Annotated in this window: 21 protein-coding genes; 16 read left to right on the top strand and 5 right to left on the bottom strand. The window is 71.6% G+C overall.

Annotated features, from left to right (window positions below; translation table 11 throughout):
- Nucleotides 1-1269: a TIGR03862 family flavoprotein gene (locus ACA089_RS03885; protein ID WP_372013545.1), complete on the top strand. Its 1269-nt coding sequence runs from the start codon at nucleotides 1-3 to the stop codon at nucleotides 1267-1269.
- Here the strand turns inward: ACA089_RS03885 and ACA089_RS03880 are convergent.
- A complete protein-coding gene (locus ACA089_RS03880; RefSeq protein ID WP_372013543.1) occupies nucleotides 1266-1871 on the bottom strand; it encodes a DUF6151 family protein in 606 nt (201 codons plus the stop codon). The genes ACA089_RS03885 and ACA089_RS03880 overlap by 4 nt on opposite strands.
- Before the next feature lie 111 nt (nucleotides 1872-1982).
- Here ACA089_RS03880 and ACA089_RS03875 point away from each other — a divergent pair, with 111 nt between their 5' ends.
- From ACA089_RS03875 to ACA089_RS03805, 15 genes are all read left to right on the top strand, one after another.
- The gene (locus tag ACA089_RS03875) at nucleotides 1983-2723 is read left to right on the top strand and encodes a flagellar motor protein (RefSeq protein WP_372013541.1); all 741 of its coding nucleotides are present in this window, start codon (nucleotides 1983-1985) and stop codon (nucleotides 2721-2723) included.
- Between the two features lie 12 nt (nucleotides 2724-2735).
- Nucleotides 2736-3686 (top strand): flagellar motor protein MotD, encoded by a 951-nt coding sequence (motD, locus tag ACA089_RS03870; RefSeq protein WP_372013539.1) that lies wholly within the window; start codon nucleotides 2736-2738, stop codon nucleotides 3684-3686.
- Between the two features lie 14 nt (nucleotides 3687-3700).
- Entirely contained in the window at nucleotides 3701-4489 is a 789-nt protein-coding gene (locus ACA089_RS03865; RefSeq protein WP_372013537.1) for a ParA family protein, read from the top strand.
- Entirely contained in the window at nucleotides 4486-5172 is a 687-nt protein-coding gene (locus tag ACA089_RS03860) for a chemotaxis protein CheW (RefSeq protein WP_372013535.1), read from the top strand. The genes ACA089_RS03865 and ACA089_RS03860 overlap by 4 nt, the downstream gene beginning before the upstream one ends.
- 52 nt (nucleotides 5173-5224) lie before the next feature.
- Nucleotides 5225-5533: an STAS domain-containing protein gene (locus ACA089_RS03855; protein ID WP_372013533.1), complete on the top strand. Its 309-nt coding sequence runs from the start codon at nucleotides 5225-5227 to the stop codon at nucleotides 5531-5533.
- A complete protein-coding gene (locus ACA089_RS03850) occupies nucleotides 5530-5895 on the top strand; it encodes a response regulator (RefSeq protein ID WP_372013531.1) in 366 nt (121 codons plus the stop codon). Before ACA089_RS03855 ends, ACA089_RS03850 begins: the two co-directional genes overlap by 4 nt.
- 39 nt (nucleotides 5896-5934) lie before the next feature.
- Nucleotides 5935-7899 carry a chemotaxis protein CheA gene (locus ACA089_RS03845; RefSeq protein ID WP_372013529.1) on the top strand — a complete coding sequence of 655 codons (1965 nt, stop codon included), beginning with the start codon at nucleotides 5935-5937 and terminating at the stop codon, nucleotides 7897-7899.
- A gap of 232 nt (nucleotides 7900-8131) precedes the next feature.
- Nucleotides 8132-10273, top strand: coding sequence for a methyl-accepting chemotaxis protein (locus tag ACA089_RS03840; protein ID WP_372013527.1), 2142 nt, complete (start codon nucleotides 8132-8134; stop codon nucleotides 10271-10273).
- A gap of 118 nt (nucleotides 10274-10391) precedes the next feature.
- The gene (locus ACA089_RS03835) at nucleotides 10392-11159 is read left to right on the top strand and encodes a flagellar brake protein (RefSeq protein ID WP_372013525.1); all 768 of its coding nucleotides are present in this window, start codon (nucleotides 10392-10394) and stop codon (nucleotides 11157-11159) included.
- 87 nt (nucleotides 11160-11246) lie between these two features.
- A complete protein-coding gene (locus ACA089_RS03830; protein WP_372013523.1) occupies nucleotides 11247-11726 on the top strand; it encodes a chemotaxis protein CheW in 480 nt (159 codons plus the stop codon).
- An 83-nt stretch (nucleotides 11727-11809) separates the two neighbouring features.
- The gene (locus ACA089_RS03825; RefSeq protein WP_372013521.1) at nucleotides 11810-12190 is read left to right on the top strand and encodes a hypothetical protein; all 381 of its coding nucleotides are present in this window, start codon (nucleotides 11810-11812) and stop codon (nucleotides 12188-12190) included.
- 67 nt (nucleotides 12191-12257) lie between these two features.
- Nucleotides 12258-14630, top strand: coding sequence for a methyl-accepting chemotaxis protein (locus ACA089_RS03820; RefSeq protein ID WP_372013519.1), 2373 nt, complete (start codon nucleotides 12258-12260; stop codon nucleotides 14628-14630).
- Nucleotides 14631-14802: 172 nt separating this feature from the next.
- On the top strand, nucleotides 14803-15666 hold the full coding sequence (locus ACA089_RS03815) for a CheR family methyltransferase (RefSeq protein WP_372013517.1): 864 nt from the start codon (nucleotides 14803-14805) through the stop codon (nucleotides 15664-15666).
- The gene (gene cheD, locus ACA089_RS03810) at nucleotides 15663-16259 is read left to right on the top strand and encodes a chemoreceptor glutamine deamidase CheD (RefSeq protein WP_372013516.1); all 597 of its coding nucleotides are present in this window, start codon (nucleotides 15663-15665) and stop codon (nucleotides 16257-16259) included. The genes ACA089_RS03815 and cheD overlap by 4 nt, the downstream gene beginning before the upstream one ends.
- Nucleotides 16259-17335 carry a protein-glutamate methylesterase/protein-glutamine glutaminase gene (locus ACA089_RS03805; protein WP_372013514.1) on the top strand — a complete coding sequence of 359 codons (1077 nt, stop codon included), beginning with the start codon at nucleotides 16259-16261 and terminating at the stop codon, nucleotides 17333-17335. The genes cheD and ACA089_RS03805 overlap by 1 nt, the downstream gene beginning before the upstream one ends.
- Before the next feature lie 681 nt (nucleotides 17336-18016).
- On the opposite strand, the gene ACA089_RS03800 is transcribed toward ACA089_RS03805, so the two are convergent.
- From ACA089_RS03800 to ACA089_RS03785, 4 genes are all read right to left on the bottom strand, one after another.
- Nucleotides 18017-18934, bottom strand: coding sequence for a 5'-nucleotidase (locus tag ACA089_RS03800; protein ID WP_372013512.1), 918 nt, complete (start codon nucleotides 18932-18934; stop codon nucleotides 18017-18019).
- Nucleotides 18935-18979: 45 nt separating this feature from the next.
- Nucleotides 18980-19465 (bottom strand): hypothetical protein, encoded by a 486-nt coding sequence (locus ACA089_RS03795; protein ID WP_372013510.1) that lies wholly within the window; start codon nucleotides 19463-19465, stop codon nucleotides 18980-18982.
- A 106-nt stretch (nucleotides 19466-19571) separates the two neighbouring features.
- Entirely contained in the window at nucleotides 19572-20342 is a 771-nt protein-coding gene (locus ACA089_RS03790; protein ID WP_372013508.1) for an NAD kinase, read from the bottom strand.
- A gap of 156 nt (nucleotides 20343-20498) precedes the next feature.
- Nucleotides 20499-25484, bottom strand: a complete 4986-nt coding sequence (locus ACA089_RS03785; protein WP_372013506.1) for an NAD-glutamate dehydrogenase — start codon at nucleotides 25482-25484, stop codon at nucleotides 20499-20501.
- Nucleotides 25485-25574 lie beyond the last annotated feature (90 nt).

The raw sequence follows: 25574 nt of genomic DNA, 5'->3' as shown, positions 1-25574 counted from the left end.
ATGCCCCCGGTCCCGCACGCTCCAGCCGTGGCCGCCCGCCTGCCTGGCGTGGCCATCGTCGGCGGCGGCCCGGCCGGCCTGATGGCCGCCGAAGCGGCCCGCGCCACCGGCGTGGACGTGGACCTGTTCGAGGGCAAGGGCTCGGTCGGGCGCAAGTTCCTGATTGCCGGCAAGGGCGGACTGAACCTGACCCACGCCGAGCCGATGCCGGGCTTCGCACGCCGCTTCGGGCCGCGCGAGGGCGACGTGGCCGGGTGGCTGCGGGACTTCGCGCCCGACGACCTGCGCGCCTGGGCCCGCGGCCTGGGGGTGGACACCTACGTCGGCAGCTCCGACCGCGTGTTCCCGCTGGACCGCAAGGCCGCGCCACTGCTGCGCGGCTGGGTGCGCCGGCTCAGGGACCAGGGCGTGCGCTTCCACGTCCAGCATCGCTGGCGCGGCTGGGACGATGCGGGTGCGCTGCTGTTCGACACCCCCGAGGGCGGGCGCGTGGTGCATGCCGCGGCCACGGTGCTCGCCCTGGGTGGTGCGAGCTGGCCGCAGCTGGGGTCCGATGGCGGCTGGGTCGGCCTGCTGCGGGAGCGCGGCGTCGACGTCGCGCCGCTGGTGCCGAGCAACTGCGGGTTCGACGTCGGCTGGAGTCCCCACTTCGCCGGGCGCCACGCCGGCGCCCCGGTCCGGCCGGTGGTCGCCCACTGGCGCGACGCCGGCGGCACGGAGCATGCGCTGCAGGGCGAATGCGTGGCTACCGCCGGCGGCATCGAGGGCAGCCTGGTTTACGCCCTGTCGGTGCCGCTGCGCGATGCCATCGCCCGCGACGGCGCCACCACCCTGTGGCTGGACCTGGTCCCCGGCCGCGATGCGCAGCGCCTGCGTCGCGACCTGGCCAAGCCCCGCGACGGTCGCAGCCTCAGCGAGCACCTGCGCCGGCAGGCGGCGGTGGACGGGGTCAAGGCGGCGCTGCTGAGGGAAGTCCTGCCCGCGGACGCGCTGGCCGACATGGACCGGGTCGCGGATGCGCTGAAGCGATTGCCGCTGGTGCTGCGCGCGCCGCGCCCGGTGGACGAGGCGATCAGCAGCGGCGGCGGCGTGCGCCTGGAAGCGCTGGACCATGCCCTGATGGCGACCGCCCTGCCCGGCGTGTTCTGCGCCGGAGAAATGCTGGACTGGGAAGCACCGACCGGCGGCTACCTGCTCACCGCCTGCTTCGCCAGCGGCCTGCGCGCGGGGCGCGCGGCCGCCGCCTGGATCCGGGACAGCGGACGCTAGGCGCCCGCCGGCCCGCCACGCTGCAGGGCCTGGCGCCGCTCGCGGCTGACGACCTCCGGCTCGCGCAGCGGCCGGCCCTGCGCATCGAAGAACGGTGCCCCGGCGCGCCGGCCCCGCAGCCTCGCGCCGATGACCGGGCCGAAGATGCGCACGCCGCCGGCCAGGAAGCGCAGCATCGACGACTCGACCGGCGCGGTGGCCGAGCCCGCATTGGCCACGATCCGGTCGCGCGGGCCCAGCGCCTCGTCGACGGCCGCGGGGGCCGCATCCAGGCACGCGGCCACCAGGCCGGTGTAGTACAGCTTCGCATCGCGCGAGGTGTTGGCCAGGGGCGTGCGGCAGCAGGCGGCATACCAGCGCAGCAGCCCCCTGGGGCTCATCGACATGCAGGCCACCTGCTCGATGCCGGCGGTGATCCGGACCGCGTCGGGGGCGGAGGCCACCACGTCGGTCCCGCCGCGCGCATCGAGCAGCCCGTCGCCGCCGAGGAAACGCGCGAACGCCTGGCAGTCACGGCAGTAGCAGGTCGCCCGCGCATGGGCGCCGGCGAGGTCGAGCTCGCCCCGGACCTGGCCGCACCGGCATCGCAACGGCATCAACATGGCGGATTCCTTCCTGTCCTTCGCCCGCGGGGCGCTGGCGGCAAGGGTACCGCGAAGCGCGCCGTGGCCGGGGGATTCAAGTCCGTTCACATCGGGCCGATACGGAGGTCCATGGACATCCTCAGCCTCGTCGGTCTGCTGCTGGCACTGGTCGCGCTGGTCGGCGGAAGCATCCTCAAGGGCGCCGGCCTCGGCTCCCTGTGGTCGTCTGCCGCGTTCGTGATCGTGATCCTGGGCACGATCGCGGCAATCTTCGTCCACACCCCGCCCGCCGTGTTCAAGCGCGCCCTGCGCATCGCCGGCTGGGTGATGAAGCCGCCGGCCGCCGACCGCGAGGCGCTGATGGCGCAGATCCTGGAATGGAGCAACATCGCCCGTCGCCAGGGCCTGCTCGGGCTGGAGCAGCAGGTGGCCGAACAGGGCGACCCGTTCCTGAAGAAGGGCCTGCAGATGCTGGTGGACGGCGTCGAGCCCGAACAGATCCGGCACATGCTGGAAATCGACCTGGATGGCCAGGAACACCAGGACCTGGCCGCGGCCAAGGTGTTCGAGGGCATGGGCATCTACGCCCCGACCCTGGGCATCATCGGCGCGGTGTTCGGCCTGATCGCGGTGATGAAGAACCTCGCCGACCCGAGCAAGCTCGGCCACGGCATCGCCGCCGCGTTCACCGCGACCATCTACGGCATCGCCTCGGCCAACCTGTTCTTCCTGCCGGTGGCGTCCAAGCTCAAGAGCGTCATCGCCCGCCGCACCGGCGAGCGCGAGATGATCATCGAGGGCCTGATCGCGATCGCCCAGGGCGAGAACCCGCGCAACATCGAGTCCAAGCTCGCCGGCTTCCTGCACTGAGGCCCGCAGGCGATGGCGCGCAAGAAGAAGCACGAGGAACACGGCAACCACGAGGCGTGGGCGATCCCCTACGCCGACCTGATGACGCTGCTGCTGGCCTTCTTCGTGGTCATGTACGCGATCTCCTCGGTCAACGAAGGCAAGTACCGGGTCATGGCCGACGCGCTCACCGCGGCCTTCGGCGGCGCGCCGCGCACGATCAACCCGGTGCAGGTCGGCAACCACCAGCTGCAGGGCGCCGATTTCGACCGCCCCTCGCCGATCAAGTCCGGCGCCAAGCAGGGCCCGTCGGCGCCCTCGCCCGCCCCCAACCCCACCCTGTTGCCGGCGCTGGCCTCGCACATGCGCACCGGCCAGCCGATGGACGTCACCAGCACCGAGGCCGTGCGCCGCGCCCGCCGCCAGCTCGGCGAGATCGCCACCCAGATGGAAGGCGCGCTGGCTTCGCTGGTCGAAGCCAGGCTGATCACGATCAAGCGCTCGGACCTGTGGCTGGAAGTGGAGATCAACAGCGACATCCTGTTCGACACCGGCTCGGCCACGCTGGACCTCTCCGCCCGCGGCGTGCTGTCCAAGCTCGCCGCGGTGCTGCACGACACCCCGAACCCGGTCCGGGTCGAGGGCTACACCGACAACCAGCCGATCAACACGGTGGTGTTCCCGTCCAACTGGGAGCTGTCGGCCGCGCGCGCGGCCAGCGTGGTGCACCTGTTCGCCAGCCAGGGCGTGGCCCAGGAACGCCTGGCCATGGTCGGCTACGGCGAGTTCCGCCCGCGCGCGGACAACGCCACCCAGGAAGGCCGCAACCGCAACCGGCGCGTGGTCCTGATCGTGCTGGCCAACCCGGACGACGACGCCCCGGCCCAGGACGCGGTCAAGACCGTGGCGGGGGCGCCGATATCGGCTATGGACGCACCGCCCGCTGCCGGCGCCGGCACGGTCGCGGTCGGCGCAAACCCCTAGGAAAGGACCGAACCATGCGCGTGTGGGCGATCGCCAACCAGAAAGGCGGCGTGGGCAAGACCACCACCACCCTGGCCCTGGGCCGCGGACTGGCCCTGCGCGGCCAGCGCGTGCTGCTGGTCGACCTCGACCCGCATTCCTCCCTCACCCGCGCGTTCGGCGTGCCCGCCGAGCCGGCGCCCGAAGGCGTGCTGGAGCTGTTCGCCACGCCGCCGCAGCCGCTGGCGGCACTGGCCCGCGGCAGCGCGATCGACAACCTTTCCTACGTCTGCGCGCAGACCGCGCTGGCGACCCTGGAACGGCGCAGCGCCAACCAGCCCGGCCTCGGGCTGGCCCTGTCGCAGGCGCTGGCCCGCCATGCGGGCCAGCACGACTACGTCCTGCTCGACTGCCCACCGACCCTGGGCCTGCTGATGATCAACGCCCTGGCCGCCGCCGACCGGGTGGTGATCCCGACCCAGGCCGAGCCGCTGGCGCTGCATGGCCTGGCCGGCATGCGCCGGACCGCGGAAATGGTCGAGCGCTCGCGCCGCCGTCCGCTGCCGGTCTCGGTCCTGCCGACCCTCTACGACCGCCGCACCCGCGCCGGCCAGGAGGCCCTCAGGAAGATGCAGGACGACCACGGCGAGCGCGTCTGGGAAGACGCCATCCCGGTCGACACCCGGCTGTGCAACGCCGAGCTGCTGGTGCAGCCGGTCGGCGAGGAAGGCGGCTACCCGGGGCGCGCGCTGTCGAGCTACCGCCGCGCGCTGGAGTGGATCCTCGAGGCGGAAGCCGCCCTGCCGCTGGAGCGTGCCGCATGATTCCGGCCGCCGTGCTCGACGATTACCTGGACGAGCTCCTGGTGCCGGCGCCGGCCGTCGCCGCGGCCCCGCCCCCTGCCGCCGTCCCCGCACCCGTGGCGGCCGCTTCCATTCCGGCCTTGCCGCCGCGCCTGGTACCGGTGGCCGCACCCGCGGTCCCGCCGCGCGCCGTTCCCGGGCCCGTGGCGGGCTCCGTCGCCGCAGCCGCGGACGACGGCGCCCTGCCGCACCGGCGCGCCGCCGACCGCAGTTCGCGCTGGCTGCGCCTGCGCTGTGCCGGGCAGGCCTACGGGCTGGAGCTGCTCAAGGTCCAGGAGGTGGTGCTGCCGACGCCGCTGCTGCCGTTGCGCGGCACCCCGCCGGCGATGCTCGGGGTGATGAACCTGCGCGGCCAGGTGGTGCCGGTGATGGACCTCGGCGTCCACCTCGGCCAGGCGGCGCAGCCCGGCACCGCGGCCACCCGGATCGTGGTGCTCGAGGAGAAGGGCGAGACCCTCGGCCTGCGCGTGTCGGCGGTGGAGGACGTGGTCAACCTCACCGACCAGCAGGTCGAGGCGCCCGACAACACGCGTGCCGGCCGCATCCACAGCGACCTGTTCCGCGGCATCGCCCGCCAGTCCGGCGACCCGGTGGTGCTGCTGGACGCTTCCCGCCTGCTGGCCCCGGCCGGCGCGACCGCCTAAAGGTCCGCCCGTGCCGGCCGTTACCTGTTCCGATCCTGATTGCGGAGACGCGATGAACACCGTGTCGCTGGGCGAGGACCTCGGCATCGAGGCCAGCGCCGACCTCAAAGAGCGCCTAGCGGCGCACCTGGAAGACCCGGCGGTCGCGCTGGACGGCGGCGCCGTGCGGCGCGTGCACACGGCGGCCATGCAGGTCCTGTGCGCCTTCTTCCGCAGCCGCGCCGAGCACGGCCGGCGCACCGAACTTTCGGCCTGCAGCGACGCCCTGCGCGACGCCGCCCGCCTGCTCGGCCTGTCCGCGCCGCTGGGACTGGCCAACGACGACAACGCAACGAAACGAACCGTGGAGAACGCCGCATGAGCGCACGCATTCTGGTAGTGGACGACTCGGCCTCGATGCGCCAGATGGTGTCCTTCGCCCTGACCTCGGCCGGCTTCGCCGTCGACGAGGCCGAAGACGGCCAGGTCGCGCTGGGCCGGGCCCAGGGCCAGCGCTTCAACGCGGTGGTCACCGACGTGAACATGCCGAACATGGACGGCATCTCGCTGATCCGCGCCCTGCGCGGGCTGCCGGACTACAAGTTCACGCCGATGCTGATGCTGACCACCGAGTCGGCCGCCGACAAGAAGGCCGAGGGCAAGGCCGCCGGCGCCACCGGCTGGCTGGTCAAGCCGTTCAACCCCGAGCAGCTGGTCGCCACCGTCCAGAAAGTCCTCGGCTGATCTTCCCCCACCGATCCACGCATCGCGAGCCGCCCTGCCATGAGCATGGACCTTCAACGCTTCCACGCCACCTATTTCGAAGAGAGCCGCGAAGGGCTCGACGCGATGGAAGCCGGCCTGCTCGCGCTGGAGGGCGGCAGCCTGGACCCGGAGGTGGTCAACTCGGTGTTCCGCGCCGCGCACTCGATCAAGGGCGGCGCGGCGACGTTCGGCTTCGAGAAGATGGCCGCGCTGACCCACGTCCTGGAGACGCTGCTGGACGAGATCCGCGGCGGCAAGCGCGCGCTGGCCGCCAGCGCGGTGGACGCGATGCTCGGCTCGGTCGACGTGCTGCGCGCCCTGCTGGCCGAGGCCGAACAGGGCAAGCCGGCCGATCCGGCCGCCGTCGCCGCCGTGCACGCACGCCTGGGCCGCGAGCTGGGGGGCAGCGGCGAAGCCGCGGTCGCCGCCGCGGCCGAAGCCGAGCCGGAGGGCTGGAACATCGCCTTCGCCCCGGCACCTTCGCTGTTCATGAGCGGCAACGACCCGCTGCGCATCCTGCGCGAGCTCGAGCACCTCGGGCAGCTGGACGTGGCTGCCCGGCTCGAGCGCCTGCCCGCCTTCGCCCAGCTCGATCCGCTGGAGGCCTGCATCGCCTGGGACCTCGGCCTGCAGGGCAAGGTCCCGCGCAGCGCCATCAACGACGTGTTCGCCTGGGTGGTGGACGACTGCGAGCTGGACATCCAGCCGCAGGCGGCCGTCGCCGCCGCCGCGGTTGCCACCGCGCCGGCGGTGGCGGCCATCCCGGCCGTGGCTGCAGTCGCCGCGACCGCCGCCGCCCCGGCCGCCGCCGAGGCCGAGAGCTCGATCCGGGTCAGCGTCGACAAGGTCGACGCGCTGATCAACCTGGTCGGCGAACTGGTCATCACCCAGGCCATGCTCAAGCAGGTCAGCGGCGGGCTGGACCCGTCGCTCGCCGAGCGCCTGACCGCCGGCCTGGAGCTGCTCGAGCGCAATACCCGCGACCTCCAGGAGGCCGTGATCGGCGTGCGCATGCTGCCGGTGGACGCCGTGTTCCGCCGCTTCCCGCGCCTGGTCCGCGACCTCTCGGCGCGGCTGGGCAAGCAGGTGCGGCTGCGCACCATCGGCGAAGGCACCGAGCTGGACAAGGGCCTGATCGAGAAGATCGCCGACCCGCTGGTGCACCTGGTCCGCAACTCGATCGACCACGGCCTGGAATCCCCGGAGGCGCGCCGCGCCGCGGGCAAGGACGAGACCGGCACCATTACCCTGGCCGCCTCGCACCAGGGCGGGCACATCGTCATCGAAGTGGCCGACGACGGCCGCGGCCTCGATCGCGAACGGATCCTGGCCAAGGCCCACGAGCGCGGCCTGCAGGTGCCGGACAATCCGGTCGACGCGCAGGTCTGGGACCTGATCTTCCAGCCCGGCTTCTCCACCGCCGAGCAGGTCACCGACCTGTCCGGGCGTGGCGTGGGCATGGACGTGGTGCGCAGGAACATCCAGGCGCTCGGCGGCGAAGTCCAGCTGGAAAGCGGCCTGGGCCGCGGCACCCGCGTGGTGATCCGGCTGCCGCTGACCCTCGCGATCCTCGACGGCATGGTCGTGTCCACCGGCGGCGAGATCCTGATCCTGCCGCTGAACCACGTGCTCGAGGCGCTGCAGCCGCAGTCCGACGACATCCGCACCGTCGCCGGAGACGGTCGCGTGCTGCGGGTGCGCGGCGAGTACCTGCCGCTGCTCTCGCTCGCCGACCATTACGGCTTCCGCGACGCCGGCAGCGAATCGCTGGTGGTGGTGGTCGAAGGCGACGGCCAGAAGCTGGCCCTGGAGGTCGAGGAACTGGTCGGCCAGCAGCAGGTCGTGGTCAAGAACCTGGAACGCAACTACCGGCGCGTCCCCGGCATCTCCGGGGCGACCATCCTTGGCGACGGCCATGTCGCCCTGATCGTCGACGTGGGCGGCCTGGTCCGCCTGCGCCAGCGGCTGCCGCAGGCGGCCTGATCGATCCGCCCCGCGCACCCGGTGCCGCCGGCGCCGGGTGCGTCGCCGTGTCCGTCGCCCTGGTGCGCGCAACGCGGGCGCGGGCCGCGCACGCGCCGACCGTCCGTCGGGACGCGCAAGCACGTTCACGAAAACGCCGTCAAGTCGCCGCGCACAACGCCGTTATCCCGGAGGCACGGAACCTCCGTGTCGCCCGCTCCGCGGTGCGTCGCCACCGAGACGAGACCTCGACATGAAGTGGTTCCAAGACCTCCCGATCGCACGCAAGCTGGCCCTGGCCTTCACCGTGACCACGGCGATGACCGTGGCGCTGGGCCTGTTCGCGCTGCTGCGCCTGAGCACCGCCAACGACCAGATCAAGGAAACCAGCAGCAACTGGATGCCCGCGGTCGTGCACCTGGGCGACATGCTGTCGCTGCTCAACGAGTACCGCACCTACGAACTCGCCCAGCTCGGGCGCCAAGGCCAGCCGGAGGAGCTTGCCGACTACGACAAGCGCATCTCGGACACCCGCGGCAGCATCGAGGCGGCCGAGGCCGCGTACAACGCGATCGAAGCCGAATCCAGCGAGACCGAGCTGGCCCTGTACGAGAAGGTCAAGGCCGCGCGCGCCGCCTACTTCGCCTCGCACGACAACATCGCCCAGGCCATCGCCGCCGACGACTTCGTCACCGCCACCCAGGTATCCGAGGACGCCTCGCGCAAGGCGCGCCGCGAATTCGCCGGCTCGCTCAAGGCGCTGATCGAGTACAACGTGAAGGGCCTGGACAACCAGGTCGCCGCGGCCGAGGCCGCGCACACGCGTACCGTGGCCGCGATCGGGATCGGCATCGTGCTGCTGGTGCTGCTGGCCGGCCTGCTGGGCTGGGCCATCGCCCGCGCGGTGTCGCGACCGCTGCAGAAGGCCACCCGCGTAGCCGGCGACATCGCCCAGGGCCGCCTGGACAACGCGATCCGCGCCGACAGCCGCGACGAGGCCGGGCGCCTGCTCGAGTCCATGCGCACCATGCAGGACCAGCTCAAGGCGGTGATCGCCGCCCAGGCCGAGATGACCGTGCGCCATGACGAGGGCCAGATCAGCTTCCGCATCGACGACAGCGGCTTCCCCGGCGACTTCGGCCGCATGGTCCGCGACACCAACACCCTGGTGTCCCAGCACATCGGCGTGAAGATGCGCGCGGTGGAAGTGATGCGCCACTACGCCGTGGGCGACCTGTCGGTGGACATGGAACGCCTGCCCGGCGAGAAGATCGTGATCACCGAAGCGATGGACATGTGCAAGCGCAACCTGTCGGCGATCAACACCGAGATCAAGCGCCTGGCCGGCGCGGCCGCGGCCGGCGACTTCGCCCAGCGCGGCGACGTGGACGCCTACCAGCACGACTTCCGGGCCATGGTCGCCGGCCTGAACACGCTGATGGAGACCACCGACGGCAACCTGCACGAGGTCTCCTCGCTGCTCCGGGCCATCGCCGCCGGCGACCTGACCGCGCGGATGGAGGGCGACTTCCACGGCGTGTTCGCCCGCATGCGCGACGACGCCAACGCCACCGTGGCCCAGCTGACCTCCATCGTCGGCCGCATCCAGGGCGCCTCGGGCGCCATCTCCACCGCCTCCACCGAGATCGCCGCCGGCAACAACGACCTGTCCCGCCGCACCGAGCAGCAGGCCGCCAACCTGGAAGAGACCGCCGCCTCGATGGAGGAGCTGACCTCCACCGTCAAGCAGAACGCCGACCACGCCCGCCAGGCCAACCAGCTGGCCATCGGCGCCGCATCGGTCGCCTCCCAGGGCGGCCAGGTCGTCGGCCAGGTGGTCACCACCATGGCCGACATCCAGGCCTCCTCGCGCAAGATCGCCGACATCATCTCGGTGATCGACGGCATCGCCTTCCAGACCAACATCCTGGCCCTGAACGCGGCCGTGGAAGCGGCCCGCGCCGGCGAACAGGGCCGCGGCTTCGCGGTGGTCGCCACCGAGGTGCGCAGCCTGGCCCAGCGCTCGGCGACGGCGGCCAAGGAGATCAAGAGCCTGATCGAGGACTCCACCGGCAAGGTCGCCGACGGTTCGGCCCTGGCCGAGCAGGCCGGCAAGACCATGGGCGAGCTGGTGGCCTCGGTGCAGCGGGTGACCGACATCATGGCCGAGATCTCGGCTGCCTCGCAGGAGCAGGCCGCGGGCATCGAGCAGGTCAACCAGACCATCGTGCAGATGGACGAGACCACCCAGCAGAACGCGGCGCTGGTGGAGGAAGCCACCGCCGCCGCGCGGGCCATGGAGGAACAGTCGGCCGGCCTGGCCCAGGCCATCGCCGTGTTCCGGATCGAGGAAGGCGGCGACGTCGGCCTCCGTCCCGTGCGCCGGGCCGCCTAGGACACCGGGGGCGGCGGCGGGCGCCCGCGGGCGCCGCCGCCGCCCGTCCGCGACAGACGTCAACTTTTCCCGCGCGCGGCCGATAGGCCGTTAACGGAAGAATGCCCGCCGCCCGCCGATGCCGGAAGCGCTCGAATCCAACGCCGCACCGCTGGACCTGGAGGATGCCGCACGCTACGTGCTGCATGATCCCCGCGAGATCGCGCGCGTGCTGCAGTCGCTGGCCGAGGCCGGCGCGCTGATCAGCGCGCACATCATGCCCGGTGGCCTGCCCTGCCCGACCGCGCTGCTCGACGTGGACGCCGACGGCAACGTGCTGGTCGACGGCAACCACCTGGAAAGCGTCAACCAGCGCATCGCCACCGCCCACCACCTGACCTGCGTGTCGCAGCTGGACCGGGTGCGCATCCAGTTCCGCCTGCAGGGCCTGGAGCGGGTCGACAACGATGGCCGCACCGCGTTCTCCGCACCGGCCCCGGAGTCGCTGCTCAAGCTCCAGCGCCGCGAGCTGTACCGGCTGCAGCTGGTCCCGGGGCCGACGGTGACGGTGCAGCTGCCAGCCGCCGAGGACGCGGCGCAGGCCCTGCAGCTGCGCGTGCTCGACCTCAGCGGCGGTGGCCTGGCCCTGGCCGTGCGCGAGGAGGACGAGGGCCGCTTCGCTTCGCGGCGGGTGCTGGAGGGGGCCCTGTTGAAGCTGCCGGACCTCGCCCCGTTGCCGGTCCGGCTGGAAGTGGCGCACGTATGCCGGCGCGAACCCCTTGCCGGGGCCGCCCTGCGCGTCGGCTGCCGCTTCGTCGGGCTGTCGGCACAGGCGGAGAAGCAGGTCCTGCAATACATCTTCCGGGTCGAGCGCCAGCGCAACGCCCGCGAGCGGCGAGCGGTCTAGCGCCGCCTAAAGTTGCCGGCCGGCCGGCCGATCTTCCTGTCGAACCGATCCGCGCGCAGCGCGGCCCCGACCCGCAGGAGCGCATCCATGAGCAGCACCCAGAGCCCGGCCACGGGCGAATTCCTCACCTTCACCCTCGGCGAGGAGCACTACGGCGTCGACATCCTCAAGGTCCAGGAGATCCGCGGCTACGACGCGGTCACCCGCGTGCCGGACGCGCCCGACTACATCAAGGGCGTGATCAACCTGCGCGGCACCATCGTGCCGGTGATCGACCTGCGGCTGAAGCTGCGCCTGCGCGAGGCGCGCTACGACAGCCTCACGGTGATGATCGTGTTGAACGTCGAGGACCGCGTGGTCGGGATCGTGGTGGACGGCGTGTCCGACGTGGTCCCGCTGGCCCAGGAGCAGATCCGCCCGACCCCGGAGTTCGGCGCGGCGGTGGACACCCGCTTCATCTCGGCCATCGGCACCCTGGACGAGCGGATGCTGATCCTGCTCGACATCGAGACCCTGCTCGACAGCGCCGACCTCGGCAACGGCCCCGCGCTCGAAGCCGCCGCCTGAACCGCTCAAGTTCCATGGCCCCGCGCCGATAGGCACCGTACGGGGCCTTCGCCCGCGCCCACCTTTCGCACTGGAGTACCGATATGAAGCCGACGTTCCGCATGCTGACCCTCGCCGCGCTGATGGCCGGCGCCCCGCTGGCCGCGCTGGCCGCCGACGCCATTCCCGCCGACCAGGCCCCGCGCTTCGTCGGCAAGGAAGGCATGGTCTGCGGCAAGGTCGAGAAGACCCGCTACGCGCAGAACTCCGAGGGCGAACCGACCTTCCTGTACATGGGCGGCGCCTTCCCGCGCCACACCTTCTCCGCCCGCATCCCCGGCGACCAGCGCAACAAGTTCAAGCCGACCCCGGAGGAACTCGAGGGCCGGGACGTCTGCGTGATCGGCACCATCCAGCGCGACGCCAGCCGCGCCGAAATCGCGGTGACCTCGCCGTCGAACATCAAGCTCGCGACCATCAAGTGATCGCGGTGGCCCGGGCGCCCGCCGCGCCCGGGCCGGTCCTGTTGCCATGTACCGGGGGAATCGTTTCATGCATCGGCTGAAGAACCTCAAGCTCTCGCCCAAGCTCATGCTCGCGTTCGGGGTCGTGCTGGTCCTGATGGTGGTCCAGGGCGTAGGCGCCTATTACGGGCTCGCCTCGCTCAACCGCGCGACCACGCACCTTGCGGGCAACTCCATGGATTCGGTGTCCACGGCCGCCGAACTGCGCTCGCTGCTGGGCGAGTTCCGCATCTCCTCCTATCGCGGGCTGACCCGCGCGAGCGAGGCGGTCAAGCAGGACGCGCGCAAGGAATCGGGCGAGATCGCGGCGAGGATCGAGGCCACCTCGGCCGAGTACAAGAAGCTCATCACCACCGCGGAGGAGCGCAAGCTCCACGAGAAGTTCGTCGCCGCCTGGGCCGCGGCCAAGGGGTCCTACGATTCGGTCAACGAGATGGTCGACCTGGAGCTTCCGGACGACGCCATCGACACCTTCCTCGGCGAGACCTTCCAGCTGCACAGCGCGACCACGGGGGTGGTCGGCGACCTGATCGCGGAGGCCGACCGCCAGGCGACCACGGCCGGCGAGGAAGCCAGCTCGGCCTATGCCGCATCGGCGTCGCTGATCGTGATCATGCTGCTCGCCGGCATCGGCGGCGGCCTGGCCATCGCATGGCTGCTGGCCCGCGGCCTGACCCAGGCCATGCGCGAGGCGGTCGGCGTGGCGCACGACGTCGCCGGCGGCAAGCTCGACAGCCGGATCGACACCTCCCGGGAGGACGAGATCGGCGACCTGCTCAAGGCGATGCAGCGCATGCAGCACGACCTGCGCGAGCGGACCGAGCGCGACCAGAAGGTCGCCAGCGAGAACCTGCGCGTGCGCACCGCGCTGGACAGCTCCTCGATCGGCCTGATCATCACCGACCGCGACCTGGACGTGGTCTACACCAACCCCGCGCTGCGCGACATGCTCGACGGGTACGCGGAGCAGATCGTCACCGCGCTGCCGGAGATCGATCCGCAGCGTCCACTGGTGGGCCAGCCCGTCACCGTCCTCGAGCACGGCGGCAAGGTCCCGGCCGAGTTCCTGGCGCGCCTGGAGCGGGATGGCCGCGGCCAGCGCGAGATGCAGTACGGCACCGCCTGCTTCGCCCAGAACATCTCGGTCATCCGCGATGCCAACGGTGAAAGCGTGGGCACCGTCTGCGAATGGCGCGACCGCACCAACGAAGTGCACACCGAGCAGGAAGTGGCGCGGATCGTGCAGGCCGCCGCGGCGGGCGACCTGTCCGGCCGGATCGACACCGAGGGCAAGGAAGGATTCCTGCTGCAGCTGGCCCAGCAGCTGAACACGCTGCTCGAGGCCAATTCCGTCAGCCTGTCGGAGGTCTCGCGCCTGCTGACCTCGCTGTCGCAGGGCGACCTGACCGCGCGGATGGAAGGCGACTTCCACGGCGTGTTCGCCCGCATGCGCGACGACGCCAATGCCACCGCCGCGCAGCTGACCTCCATCGTCGGCCGCATCCAGGGCGCCTCGGCGGCCATCTCCACCGCCTCCACCGAGATCGCGTCGGGCAACAACGACCTGTCCCGCCGCACCGAGCAGCAGGCCGCCAACCTGGAGGAGACCGCCGCCTCGATGGAGGAGCTGACCTCCACCGTCAAGCAGAACGCCGACCACGCCCGCCAGGCCAACCAGCTGGCGGTCGGCGCGGCCTCCGTCGCCTCCCAGGGCGGCCAGGTCGTCGGCCAGGTCGTCACCACCATGGCCGACATCCAGGCCTCCTCGCGCAAGATCGCCGACATCATCTCGGTGATCGACGGCATCGCCTTCCAGACCAACATCCTGGCCCTGAACGCGGCCGTGGAAGCGGCCCGGGCCGGCGAACAGGGCCGCGGTTTCGCGGTGGTCGCCACCGAGGTGCGCTCCCTGGCCCAGCGCTCGGCGACGGCCGCCAAGGAGATCAAGAGCCTGATCGAGGACTCCACCGGCAAGGTCGCCAATGGCGCCGCGCTGGCCGACCAGGCCGGCAAGACCATGGGCGAGATCGTGGCCTCGGTGCAGCGGGTGACCGACATCATGGCCGAGATCTCGGCTGCCTCGCAGGAGCAGGCCGCGGGCATCGAGCAGGTCAACCAGACCATCGTGCAGATGGACGAGACGACCCAGCAGAACGCGGCGCTGGTGGAGGAAGCCACCGCTGCCGCGCGAGCCATGGAGGAACAGTCCGCCGGCCTGGCCCAGGCCATCGCCGTGTTCCGGATCGAGGAAGGCAGCGTCGCGGCCGCGGCGCCGCCGGCCCCCGCGCAGGCCACCACGGTCGCGTTCCCGGCGCGCAAGGCCGCCAGCCGGCCGGCCGCGCCGCGTCCGGCCGGCAACACCGCCACCATCCTGAACGAGGCCGACTGGGCCGAGTTCTGATCCTGTTCCAGTTGCGGCAATTCGAGCCCCGGCATGTCGCCGGGGCTTTTTTTTACGCCGTGCCCCGTGCCGGCGCCCGCGTGCACGGCATCAACTTCCGCCGCCGCGCGCCGATATTTCCAGCAGCGGGATGCTCCCGCACGGCCGCGCCGCCCTTCCACCCGGACCCGAGATGAGCGCCACCCACCTCCCGCATCCGCCCACGGACCACCGCGAGTTCCCGTTCTCCGACCGCGATTTCCGCCGGGTCTGCCAGATGATCCACGCCAGTGCCGGGATCGCGCTGGCGCCGGGCAAGCGCGACATGGTCTACGGTCGCCTCTCGCGGCGCCTGCGGGCGCTGGGCATGAACGACTTCGCCGCCTACCTCGACCAGCTCGAGGCCAGCCCCGACCACCCGGAGTGGCAGGCGTTCACCAACGCGCTGACCACCAACCTCACCGCGTTCTTCCGCGAACCGCACCACTTCGAGCGCCTGCATGCGCAGCTGCGCGACCTGTCCGGCGCCGGCCTGCTGCGCCTGTGGTCCTGCGCGGCCTCCACCGGCGAGGAGCCGTACTCGATGGCGATCACCGCCTGCGAGGCGTTCGGCACGCTCACCCCGCCGGTGCGCATCCTCGCCACCGACATCGACACCCAGGTGCTGGCGACCGCGCAGCGCGGCGTCTACGGCGTGGACCGCATCTCCGGGCTGGACGAAGACACGCGCCGGCGCTACTTCCAGCGCGGCACCGGCCCGAACGAGGGCCGCTGCCGGGTCAACCCGGCCCTGCAGGCGCTGATCGAGTTCCGGCCGCTGAACCTGCTCGCGCCACGCTACGACGTCGGCGGCCCGTTCTCGGCGATCTTCTGCCGCAACGTGATGATCTACTTCGACAAGCCGACCCAGCGCGGGATCCTGTCGCGGCTGGTCACGCAGATGGATGGCGGCAGCCTGCTCTACACGGGCCACTCGGAGAACTACCTGCATGCGGCGGACCTGATCCAGCCGTGCGGCCGCACCCTGTACCGGCGCAACCCGGCGGTGCGCGCATGAGCGGAGCTGCGCTGCACGCGGACGACGTGATGCGCTATCGCGACCCGCAGTTCAAGGTGCCCGCGGCCAAGCTGCTGCCGACCCAGTACCTGGTGGTCGACGACGGCACCGCGCTGGTGACCGTGCTCGGCTCGTGCGTGGCCGCCTGCATCCGCGACCCGATGCTGCAGCTGGGTGGCATGAACCACTTCCTGCTGCCGGACGGCAACACCGGCGACGGCGCCCCGGCGCGCTACGGCAGCTACGCGATGGAAGTGCTGATCAACGAGCTGCTCAAGCGCGGCGCCAGCCGCAAGCGCCTGGAGGCCAAGGTGTTCGGCGGCGCCAACGTGCTCAAGGGCTTCACCAGCAATCCGGTCGGCACCCGCAACGCGGAGTTCGTGATGGCCTACCTGGCCGCCGAGCGCATCCAGGTGGTGGCCGAGGACCTGCGCGGGATCCACCCGCGCAAGGTGTTCTTCTTTCCGCAGACCGGCAAGGTGATGGTCAACCGCCTGCCGCATGCGCATGACGCCGAGGTCGTGGCCGCCGAATCGGCGGTCCGGCAGCGCCTGTCGCGCACGCCGGTCAGCGGCGGCGTGGAGCTGTTCTGATGGCGAGGATCAAGGTACTGGTGGTCGACGATTCGGCGGTGGTGCGGCAGATCCTCACCGAACTGCTGTCCGGCGACCCGGAGATCGAGGTGGTGGGCTCCGCCGCCGATCCGCTGCTGGCGCGCGAGAAGATCAAGCGGCTCAATCCGGACGTGCTGACCCTGGACGTCGAGATGCCGCGCATGGACGGCCTGGCGTTCCTCGAGAACATCATGCGCCTGCGGCCGATGCCGGTCCTGATGGTGTCCTCGCTGACCGAGCGCGGCGCCGAGATCACCCTGCAGGCGCTGGCCCTGGGCGCGGTGGACTTCGTCACCAAGCCCAAGCTCGACGTGGCCCGCGGCCTGGGCGAGTACGGCGCCGAGATCGTCGCCAAGGTCAAGGCGGCCGCGCGTGCGCGGGTGCAGCCGCTGGCCAGGCCGGCGCAGAAGCTCGAGGCGTTGCCGGCGCGGGCCCCCGTGGCCACCGCCGCGCGCTTCCGCACCACCGACCGGCTGATCGCGATCGGCGCGTCGGCGGGCGGCACCGAGGCGATCCGCGTGGTCCTGGAACAGATGCCGCCGGATGCCCCGGCGATCGTCCTGACCCAGCACATCCCCGGCGGCTTCAGCCGCGCCTTCGTCGAACGCCTGGACCGGCATTCGCAGATGCTGGTGCGCGAAGCCGGCGACGGCGAGGCGATCCTGCCCGGGCACGCCTACCTGCCGCCCGGCGACCGCCACCTGCGGGTGATCCGCGACGGCGCCCGCTGGCGCTGCCGGATCGACGACGGGCCGCCGGTCAACCGGCACCGGCCGGCGGTGGACGTGCTGTTCCGCTCGGTTGCGCAGAACGCCGGCGCCAACGCGGTGGCCGCGATCCTGACCGGAATGGGCGACGACGGCGCCCGTGGCCTGCTCGAGCTGCGCCAGGCCGGCGCCTCGACCCTGGTCCAGGACGAGGCCACCAGCGTGGTGTGGGGCATGCCCGGCGCCGCGTTCAAGCTGGGCGCCGCGCAGGAGGTCCTGCCGCTGGACCGCATCGCACCCCGGCTGCTGGAACTGGCCGGCGCGCGCCCACTCGCGGCCACGGGCTAGGCGACCCGCGCGGTCCGGGCTGGCCACGCCGTGCGGGACGTGGCCGGCGGCCACGTGCAGGCGGGCGCTGTCGATGTCGTGGGCGGAGTCGTCGGCGAGGTGCCGGCGCCGGACGCGGTGCCCAATCCGGATTGGCCACGCCGTGCGGGACGTGGCCGGCGGCCACGTGCAGGCGGGCGCTGTCGATGTCGTGGGCGGAGTCGTCGGCGAGGTGCCGGCGCCGGACGCGGTGCCCAATCCGGCTTGGCCACGCCGTGCGGGACGTGGCCGGCGGCCCCGTGCAGGCGGGCGCTGTCGATGTCGTGGGCGGAGTCGTCGGCGAGGTGCCGGCGGCGGACGCGGTACTCAGTCCGGATAGGCCACGCCGAGCGGGACGTGGCCGGCGGCCACGTGCAGGCGGGCGCTGTCGATGTCGTGGGCGGAGTCGTCGGCGAGGTGCCGGCGTCGGACGCGGTACTCAGTCCGGATTGGCCACGCCGTGCGGGACGTGGCCGGCGGCCACGTGCAGGCGGGCGCTGTCGATGTGTTTTGCGGAGTCGTAGGCGAGGTGCCTGAGTCTGACCCGGTACTCAGTACGGATTGGCCACGCCGTGCGTGAAGTGGCCGGCGGCCACGTGCAGGCGGGCGCTGTCGATGTCGTGGGCGGAGTCGTCGGCGAGGTGCCGGCACCGGACGCGGTGCTCAGTCCGGATTGGCCACGCCGTGCGGGACGTGGCCGGCGGCCACGTGCAGGCGGGCGCTGTCGATGTTGTGGGCGGAGTCGTCGAAGAAGATATCGGCGCCGAACGCCGCCAGGAACGGCCCCTTGGCGCGCCCGCCGAGGAACAGCGCCTCGTCCAGGCGCACGCCCCACTCGCGCAGGGTCCGGATCACACGCTCGTGCGCCGGGGCCGAACGCGCGGTGACCAGCGCGGTACGGACCGGCGCGTCCTCGCCGGGCGGGAACGCGGCCTGGAGTTCGTGCAGTGCCGATAGGAAGCCGCGGAACGGCCCGCCCGAGAGCGGCTCGCGGGCGCGCTCGCGCTCGTGCAGGCCGAACGCCTCCACGCCCTGCTCGCGGGAGATGCGCTCGCTCTCGTCGCTGAAGATCACCGCGTCGCCGTCGAAGGCGATGCGCAGCTGGTCGCGGGGGGCGTCGACCGCGCGCGCCGGCAGGATGGTCGCGGCGGCCACGCCGTGCTGCAACGAGCGGCGCACCGACTCGGGATTGGCCGACAGGAACAGGTCGGTGCCGAACGGCGCCACGTACGGCCAGGTCGGCTCGCCGGCGGTGAACACCGCGCGCACGATACCCAGCCCGTGGTGCTGGATCGAATTGAAGATCCGCAGGCCGGTGTCGGCCGAGTTGCGCGACAGCAGGATCACCTCCACCTGCGGCGCGCCCGGCGGCAGCCGCCGGTTCAGGGCAAGCAGCTTGCGCACCACCGGGAAGGCCACGCCCGGCTCGAGGACCTCGTCCTCGAGCCCGCGCTGGAAGTCGGCGTACGCATCGACGCCCTCGCGCTCGTAGAGCGCGTGGCTTTCCTCCAGGTCGAACAGCGCCCGCGACGTCACCGCGATGGTGAGCAGGCGGGGGCTGTTGTCGTCCGGGCGGGCCATGCGGCCATTATCGGGCATGCAAGGCCCGCATGCCCGCGCACCAGGTCAGCTGCCGGGCGCCTCGATCCGGACCCGCGCCGGGGCGCCGCGCTGGCGGTCGCGGGTCACCGCCCGCACCTCCAGTTCCAGGCGCAGCGGACGTTGCTGGTCGGTGGGCAGGTCCTGCCAGGTGAACTGGTGCTCGGCCTTGCGGCCGTTCACCGGGGAGGTCACCACGCCCGGTGGCAACAGGCCCGCCGGGGCATCGCCCCCGACCAGCCGGTACTCGAACCCGACCTCGTCCAGGTCGTAGTCGCTCCCGCGCGGCCACTTGAGCTGGATCGACATGAAGCCGAGCGCGTCGCAGGTGGCGCCGCCACCGATGCCGCGGGTCAGGCTCGACGCCTCGATTTCCGGCGCCGGAATCTGGACGTTGTCGACCAGGGTGGACGTGTCGGCCTGGAACGGCTTCACGTTGCTGGTGAACATGCATGCAGCAGCAGCCGCCTGCGCCGGCATGGCGCAGAGCAGCATCAGATACCACAACTTCACGGGACCCCTCCCCTGCCGTTGAAGCTCGATGACTCCAGGTTGTTCGTGCCGGGAAGGTCTTCACACTTCATGCCGGCCGGCCGGCGTCGTGCGCCAGCGAACTACGTCATACCACGAATTGTTCGCTGAGGATACGTTCCTCGAGGTTGTGCTCGGGATCGAACAGCAAGGTCACGGTGCGGTCGGTCGATTCGCGGATCACGACCTCGACGACGTCGCGGGTTTCGTGCGAATCGGCCGTCACGCTGACCGGCCGCTTGTACGGGTCCAGGACTTCGAAGCGGATCTCGGTGTCGGCCTTGAGGATCGCCCCGCGCCAGCGCCGGGGCCGGAACGCGGCGATCGGCGTGAGCGCGATCGTGTGCGAACCCAGCGGCAGGATCGGCCCGTGCGCGGAAAAGTTGTAGGCGGTGCTGCCGGCGGGCGTGGCGACCATCACCCCGTCGCAGATGAGTTCCTCCAGGCGGGGCTGTCCGTTGAGGTGGATGCGGACGTGCGCGGCCTGGCGGGTCTGGCGCAGCAGCGAGACCTCGTTGTAGGCCAGCGAGCCGGTGCTGGTGCCCGATTCGGTCTGCGCCACCATCTCCAGCGGCCGCAACTTGGCCGGCTCGGCGGCGGCGATCCGCGCGAGCAGGTCGTCGGCATGGAAGTGGTTCATCAGGAAACCGACCGTGCCCAGCTTCATGCCGTAGACCGGCTTGCCGCTGCCGCCATGGCGGTGCAGCGTCTGCAGCATGAAGCCGTCGCCGCCCAGCGCGCAGATCACGTCCGCCTCGTCCGGCGCGTGCCGGCCGTGGCGGGCGACCATCGCTTCCAGCGCCTGCTGGGCGTTGGGCGTACTGCTGGCAAGGAAGGCGATGCGGGGATCGGCGCTCATCGGATTCTCCTGGCGGACGGCATGCGTCCCTGCCATGAGGATACCCGGCCGGCACCGGCTGCGACGACGCGCATGCCCCGCACGCTCCGATCCGGCGCCCGGAAGCGCGCAACCCGTCGATGGATGCCGGCGCCGGGCGCCGGCATCCACCCGCGGTCAGCCGCGCGCGGCCAGCTGGCCGAGCTTCTGCACCGCCACCGACAGGGTCGGGTAGTCGAGCGTCTTCTGCGCCGACAGCTCGTTGAGCATGCCCAGGGTGAAGCGCAGCGCGGCGTCGTCACGGGACAGCCAGTGGCGGACCTTCGCGTCGGCATCACCGCCGGGCTGGGACATCGCCTGGCCGGCCAGGACGCGGTGGTGCGCGGCCAGCTCGTCGCGCATGACCCCGCGGGCGACCGCGTGCCAGCGGCCGTCGACCGCCAGCGCGTCGATCTGCTCGAACAGCCACGGCAGCCGCAGCGCGTCGCCCAGGCGGAAGTGCACGCGCGAGACGTCCACCGGCTTGAGCTTGCGCGAACGCGCCAGCTCGATGATGTCGAACGCCGGTTCCAGGTACGGCAGCTCGGCCAGCTGCTGCGCCAGCTTCGGCGGCATGCCCTTGTCGCGCCACTCGCGCAGCGAGGCCTCGTAGGCCGGCCGCTGCGCGTCGGACAGCACGCCCGACGCCTCGCGGATGTCGTTGAACGGGTCGCGGTAGCGCTCCACCGCCTCGGTGATGCTCGGCATCGGGCCGGGACGGTTGAGCAGCCAGCGCACGAACGAGCGCTGCAGGCCCCAGATCACCTGCAGGGCGTCGACCTGCGCGGCCTCCGGCAGCTTGCCGTCCAGCGCGTCGATCTGGGTCCACAGCATCCGCGCGTCCAGGGTCTCGCGGCTGATCGTGTAGGCCTTGGCCACCTCGGCCGGGCTGCGGCCGGTGTCCTCCTGCATGCGCAGCAGGAAGGTGGCGCCCATCCGGTTGATGGTGGCGTTGGTCACCGCGGTGGCGATGATCTCGCGCTTGAGGCGGTGACGCTCCATCTCGTCGGCGTACTTCTTCTGCAGCGGCACCGGGAAGTAGCGCTGCAGTTCCTTGGACAGGTACGGGTCCTCGGGGATGTCCGAGTCCAGCAGCTGCTGGAAAGCCACCAGCTTGGAGTACGACAGCAGCACCGCCAGCTCCGGCCGGGTCATGCCCTGCCCGCGCGCCTTGCGCGCCGACAGCTCCGCGTCGGACGGCAGGAACTCGATCTGGCGGTCGAGCAGTCCCTGCTGCTCGAGCGTGCGGATGAAGTGCTGCTTGGAGCCCAGGCGCTTGACGCTCATCCGCTCCATCAGGCTGATGGCCTGGTTCTGCCGGTAGTTGTCCAGCAGCACCAGCCGCGCGACCTCGTCGGTCATCGATGCCAGCAGCTTGTTGCGCGCGGGCGTGGTCAGCTTCTTCGAACGCACCACGTCGTTGAGCAGGATCTTGATGTTCACCTCGTGGTCGGAGGTGTCCACGCCGGCGGAGTTGTCGATGAAGTCGGTGTTGAGCAGCACGCCGGCATGGGCGGCCTCGATCCGGCCCAGCTGGGTCATGCCCAGGTTGCCGCCCTCACCCACCACCCGGCAACGCAGCTGGCCGCCGTTGACGCGCAGCGCGTTGTTGGCGCGGTCGCCCACGTCCGAGTGCTGCTCGGTGGCGGCCTTGACGTAGGTACCGATGCCGCCGTTCCAGAGCAGGTCCACCGGGGCGCACAGGATCGCCGACATCAGTTCGTTCGGCGACATCGACCGGACCGCCTCGTCCAGGCCCAGCGCGGCGCGCACCTGCGGCGTGACCTCGATCGACTTGGCGCTGCGCGGATACACGCCGCCACCCTTGCTGACGAGCTTGAGGTCGTAGTCGGCCCAGCTGGAACGCGGCAGCGCGAACAGGCGCTCGCGCTCGGCGAACGACGCGGCCGCGTCCGGGTCCGGATCCAGGAAGATATGGCGGTGGTCGAAGGCGGCCACCAGGCGGATGTGCCTGGACAGCAGCATGCCGTTGCCGAACACGTCGCCGGACATGTCGCCGATGCCGACGCAGGTGAAGTCCTCGTTCTGGCAGTCGCGGCCCAGCGCCCGGAAGTGGCGCTTGACCGATTCCCAAGCGCCACGGGCGGTGATGCCCATGCCCTTGTGGTCGTAGCCGACCGAGCCGCCCGAGGCGAAGGCGTCGCCCAGCCAGAAGCCGTGGGCCAGCGCGAGCCCGTTGGCGATGTCGGAGAAGGTCGCCGTGCCCTTGTCGGCGGCGACCACCAGGTATGGATCGTCCTGGTCGTGGCGCACCACGTCGCGCGGCGGCACGATCCTGCCGTCGACGATGTTGTCGGTGATGTCGAGCAGGCCCTGGATGAACAGCTTGTAGCAGGCCACGCCCTCGGCCAGCACCGCGTCGCGGTCGCCGGATGCCGGCGGCTGCTTGACGAAGAAACCGCCCTTGGCGCCGACCGGCACGATCACCGTGTTCTTCACCATCTGCGCCTTCACCAGGCCCAGCACCTCGGTGCGGAAGTCCTCGCGCCGGTCGGACCAGCGCAGCCCGCCGCGCGCGACCGGGCCGAAGCGCAGGTGCACGCCCTCCACGCGCGGTCCGTAGACGAAGATTTCCCGGTACGGGCGCGGCTTGGGCAGGTCCGGGACCAGCGCCGGATCGAACTTGAAGCTGATGCAGTGGGCCGGCTGGCCGTCCACGGTGCGCTGGAAGTAGCTGGTGCGCAGGGTCGCGTCGATCGCGCCGATGAAGCCGCGCAGGATGCGGTCGTCGTCGAGGCTGGCGACCCGGTCCAGCAGCTTCAGCAGCGTCGCGCGCGTGGTTCGCGCCTGGGTCTCCCGATCGGCGCTACGTGCGTCGACCACCTCCTGCAACGCCTTCACCGTCGTCTCCTCGCCGGCGGCGAGCACGCGCAGGTGGTCGACCAGGCGCTGCTGGCCGGCCAGGATCTCAGCCGCCGATTCGTTGCCCGTGGCCGGGTGGAAGCGCGCTTCGAACAGCTCGACCAGCAGCCTCGCCAGCAGCGGATAGCGGCCGAGGGTTTCCTCGACGTAGTTCTGCGAGAACGGCACGCCGGTCTGCAGCAGGTACTTCCAGTAGCCACGCAGCAGCGCGACCTGGCGCCACTCGAGGCCGGCCGCCAGCACCAGCCGGTTGAGGCCGTCGTTCTCGGCCCGGCCCGACCAGATCGCGGCGAACGCCGCCTCGAACGCCGGCGCGAGCGCGCCGATGTCGCCGCCGGCCTGCGCCCGCTCGACCTCGAAGTCCTGGATGTAGATCGGCTGGGTGCCGCCGCCCGGCAGGCTGGCCTGCAGGCGGTACGGGTGCTCGGAGATGACCTTCAGGCCCATGTTCTCCATCAGCGGCAGCACGTCCGACAGCGGGATGTCATCATGCTGGCGGTAGAGCTTCAGGCGCAGGCCCGCCGTGCCCTCGCGGCTGACCGCGTGCAGGCTCAGGCGCAGGTCCTCCGGACCGGTGAGCGCGGCCAGCTGCTCGACGTCGTTGGCGGCCAGCTCCGGCGAGATGTCCTCGATGTAGCCGGCCGGGAGGGCGCGGCCGTAGCCGTTGGCCAGGCGTAGGCCCTCGGCCTCGCCGTGGCGCGCGATCAGCAGCTCGCGCAGGTCGTCCTGCCAGTTGCGCAGCAGGTGCGCCAGGCGCCGCTCGAGCTCGCTGGTGTCCAGGTCGGCGGCGGCGCCGGCGCGCGGGCGCACGATCAGGTGCAGCTGGGCCAGCGGGGACTCGCCCAGGACCACGCTGGAATCGACCTGCTCGCCGTGCAGCGCGTCCTTGAGCAGCGCCTCGATGCGCAGGCGCACGTCGGTGTTGAAGCGCTCGCGCGGGATGTAGACCAGCGCCGAGAAGAAGCGGCCGTAGCGGTCGCGGCGCAGGAACAGCCGGCTGCGGACCCGCTCCTGCAGGCCGAGCACGCCGGTGGCGGTGCGGTACAGCTCCTCCTCGCTGGAGTGGAACAGCTCCTCGCGCGGCAGCGTCTCCAGGATGTGGCGCAGCGCCTTGCCGCTGTGGCTGCTCGGCGACAGCCCGCTGCGGCGCATGACGTGCTCGTAGCGCTCGCGCACCAGCGGGATCTCCCACGGGCGGCGGTTGTACGCGCTGGAGGTGTACAGGCCGAGGAAGCGCTGCTCGCCGGTGATCGCGCCGCTGGCGTCGAACTCGAGCACGCCGATGTAGTCCATGTAGCCCTTGCGGTGGATCCGCGAGCGGGCGTTGGTCTTGGTCAGGATCAGCGCCTCGGCGCTGCCGGACCGGTTCAGTCCGTGCGCCGCGAGCGACTTCACCGGGCGCGGCGCCGAGTTGTCCTTGCCGCGCATCAGGCCCAGGCCCGAACCCTCGACCGGCGCGAGCACCGACTCGCCGCCCTGGCGGACGACCTTGTACTCGCGGTAGCCGTAGAGGATGAAGTGGTCGGCCGCGGTCCAGCGCAGGAACTCCTGTGCCTCGCGGCGCCCGGTATCGTCCACCGGCATGCGCCGCGTGGCCAGGTCGTCGGCGAGCACCTGCATGCGCTCGCGCATCAGGCCCCAGTCGGCGACCACGCCGCGCACTTCGGCCAGCACCTCGCTGATGCGCTGCTCGATCTGGCGCATCGCGGCCGGCGCCTGGCGGTCGATCTCCAGCAGCATCAACGACTCAGGGCGCCCGTCGCCGACCGACTGCAGCTTGCCGGAGGCATCGCGCGCCATGCGCACCAGCGGATGGCCGAGCACGTGCACGCCCACGCCCATTTCGGCCAGGGCCATGCTCACCGAGTCGACCAGGAACGGCATGTCGTCGTTGACGATCTGCAGCACGGTGTACGGCGAATCCCAGCCGTGCCCGTCCACGGTCGGGTTGAACACGCGCACGTTCGCCGCACCTGGTTTGCGCCTGCGCGCGAAGCCGAGCATGTCGATGCCGATGGCGGCCCAGGCCTGCGGCGGGTGCTGCGGAAACTCGTCCTCCTCCAGCCGCCGGTAGAACTCGCCGAGGAACTCCTGCAGCTCGGCCTGGCGCGCGGCCGGCACCATGCGGCGCGCCGCGGCGTACACCGGCTCCAGCGAGAAGCGGCCCGCGCTCGCGGCGGCGGGCGCCTTGGCCTTGGACGACCCGGTCGTCCGTTTGCCACCGGAAGGAGTGGATTTCATAAGCCTGGAACTCCGCAGCAAAGTGTGTGCGCGCATTGTAGCCACGGGCCCCGCGGGAGCCTTGCTGCAGGACGGAAGAAATCGCCCCTT

The sequence above is a fragment of the Pseudoxanthomonas fibrivorans genome (assembly GCF_041464125.1).
Taxonomy (GTDB): domain Bacteria; phylum Pseudomonadota; class Gammaproteobacteria; order Xanthomonadales; family Xanthomonadaceae; genus Pseudoxanthomonas.
The sequence above is the reverse complement of the archived record's forward strand: the minus strand, read 5'-3'. Positions and strand labels throughout refer to the sequence as shown.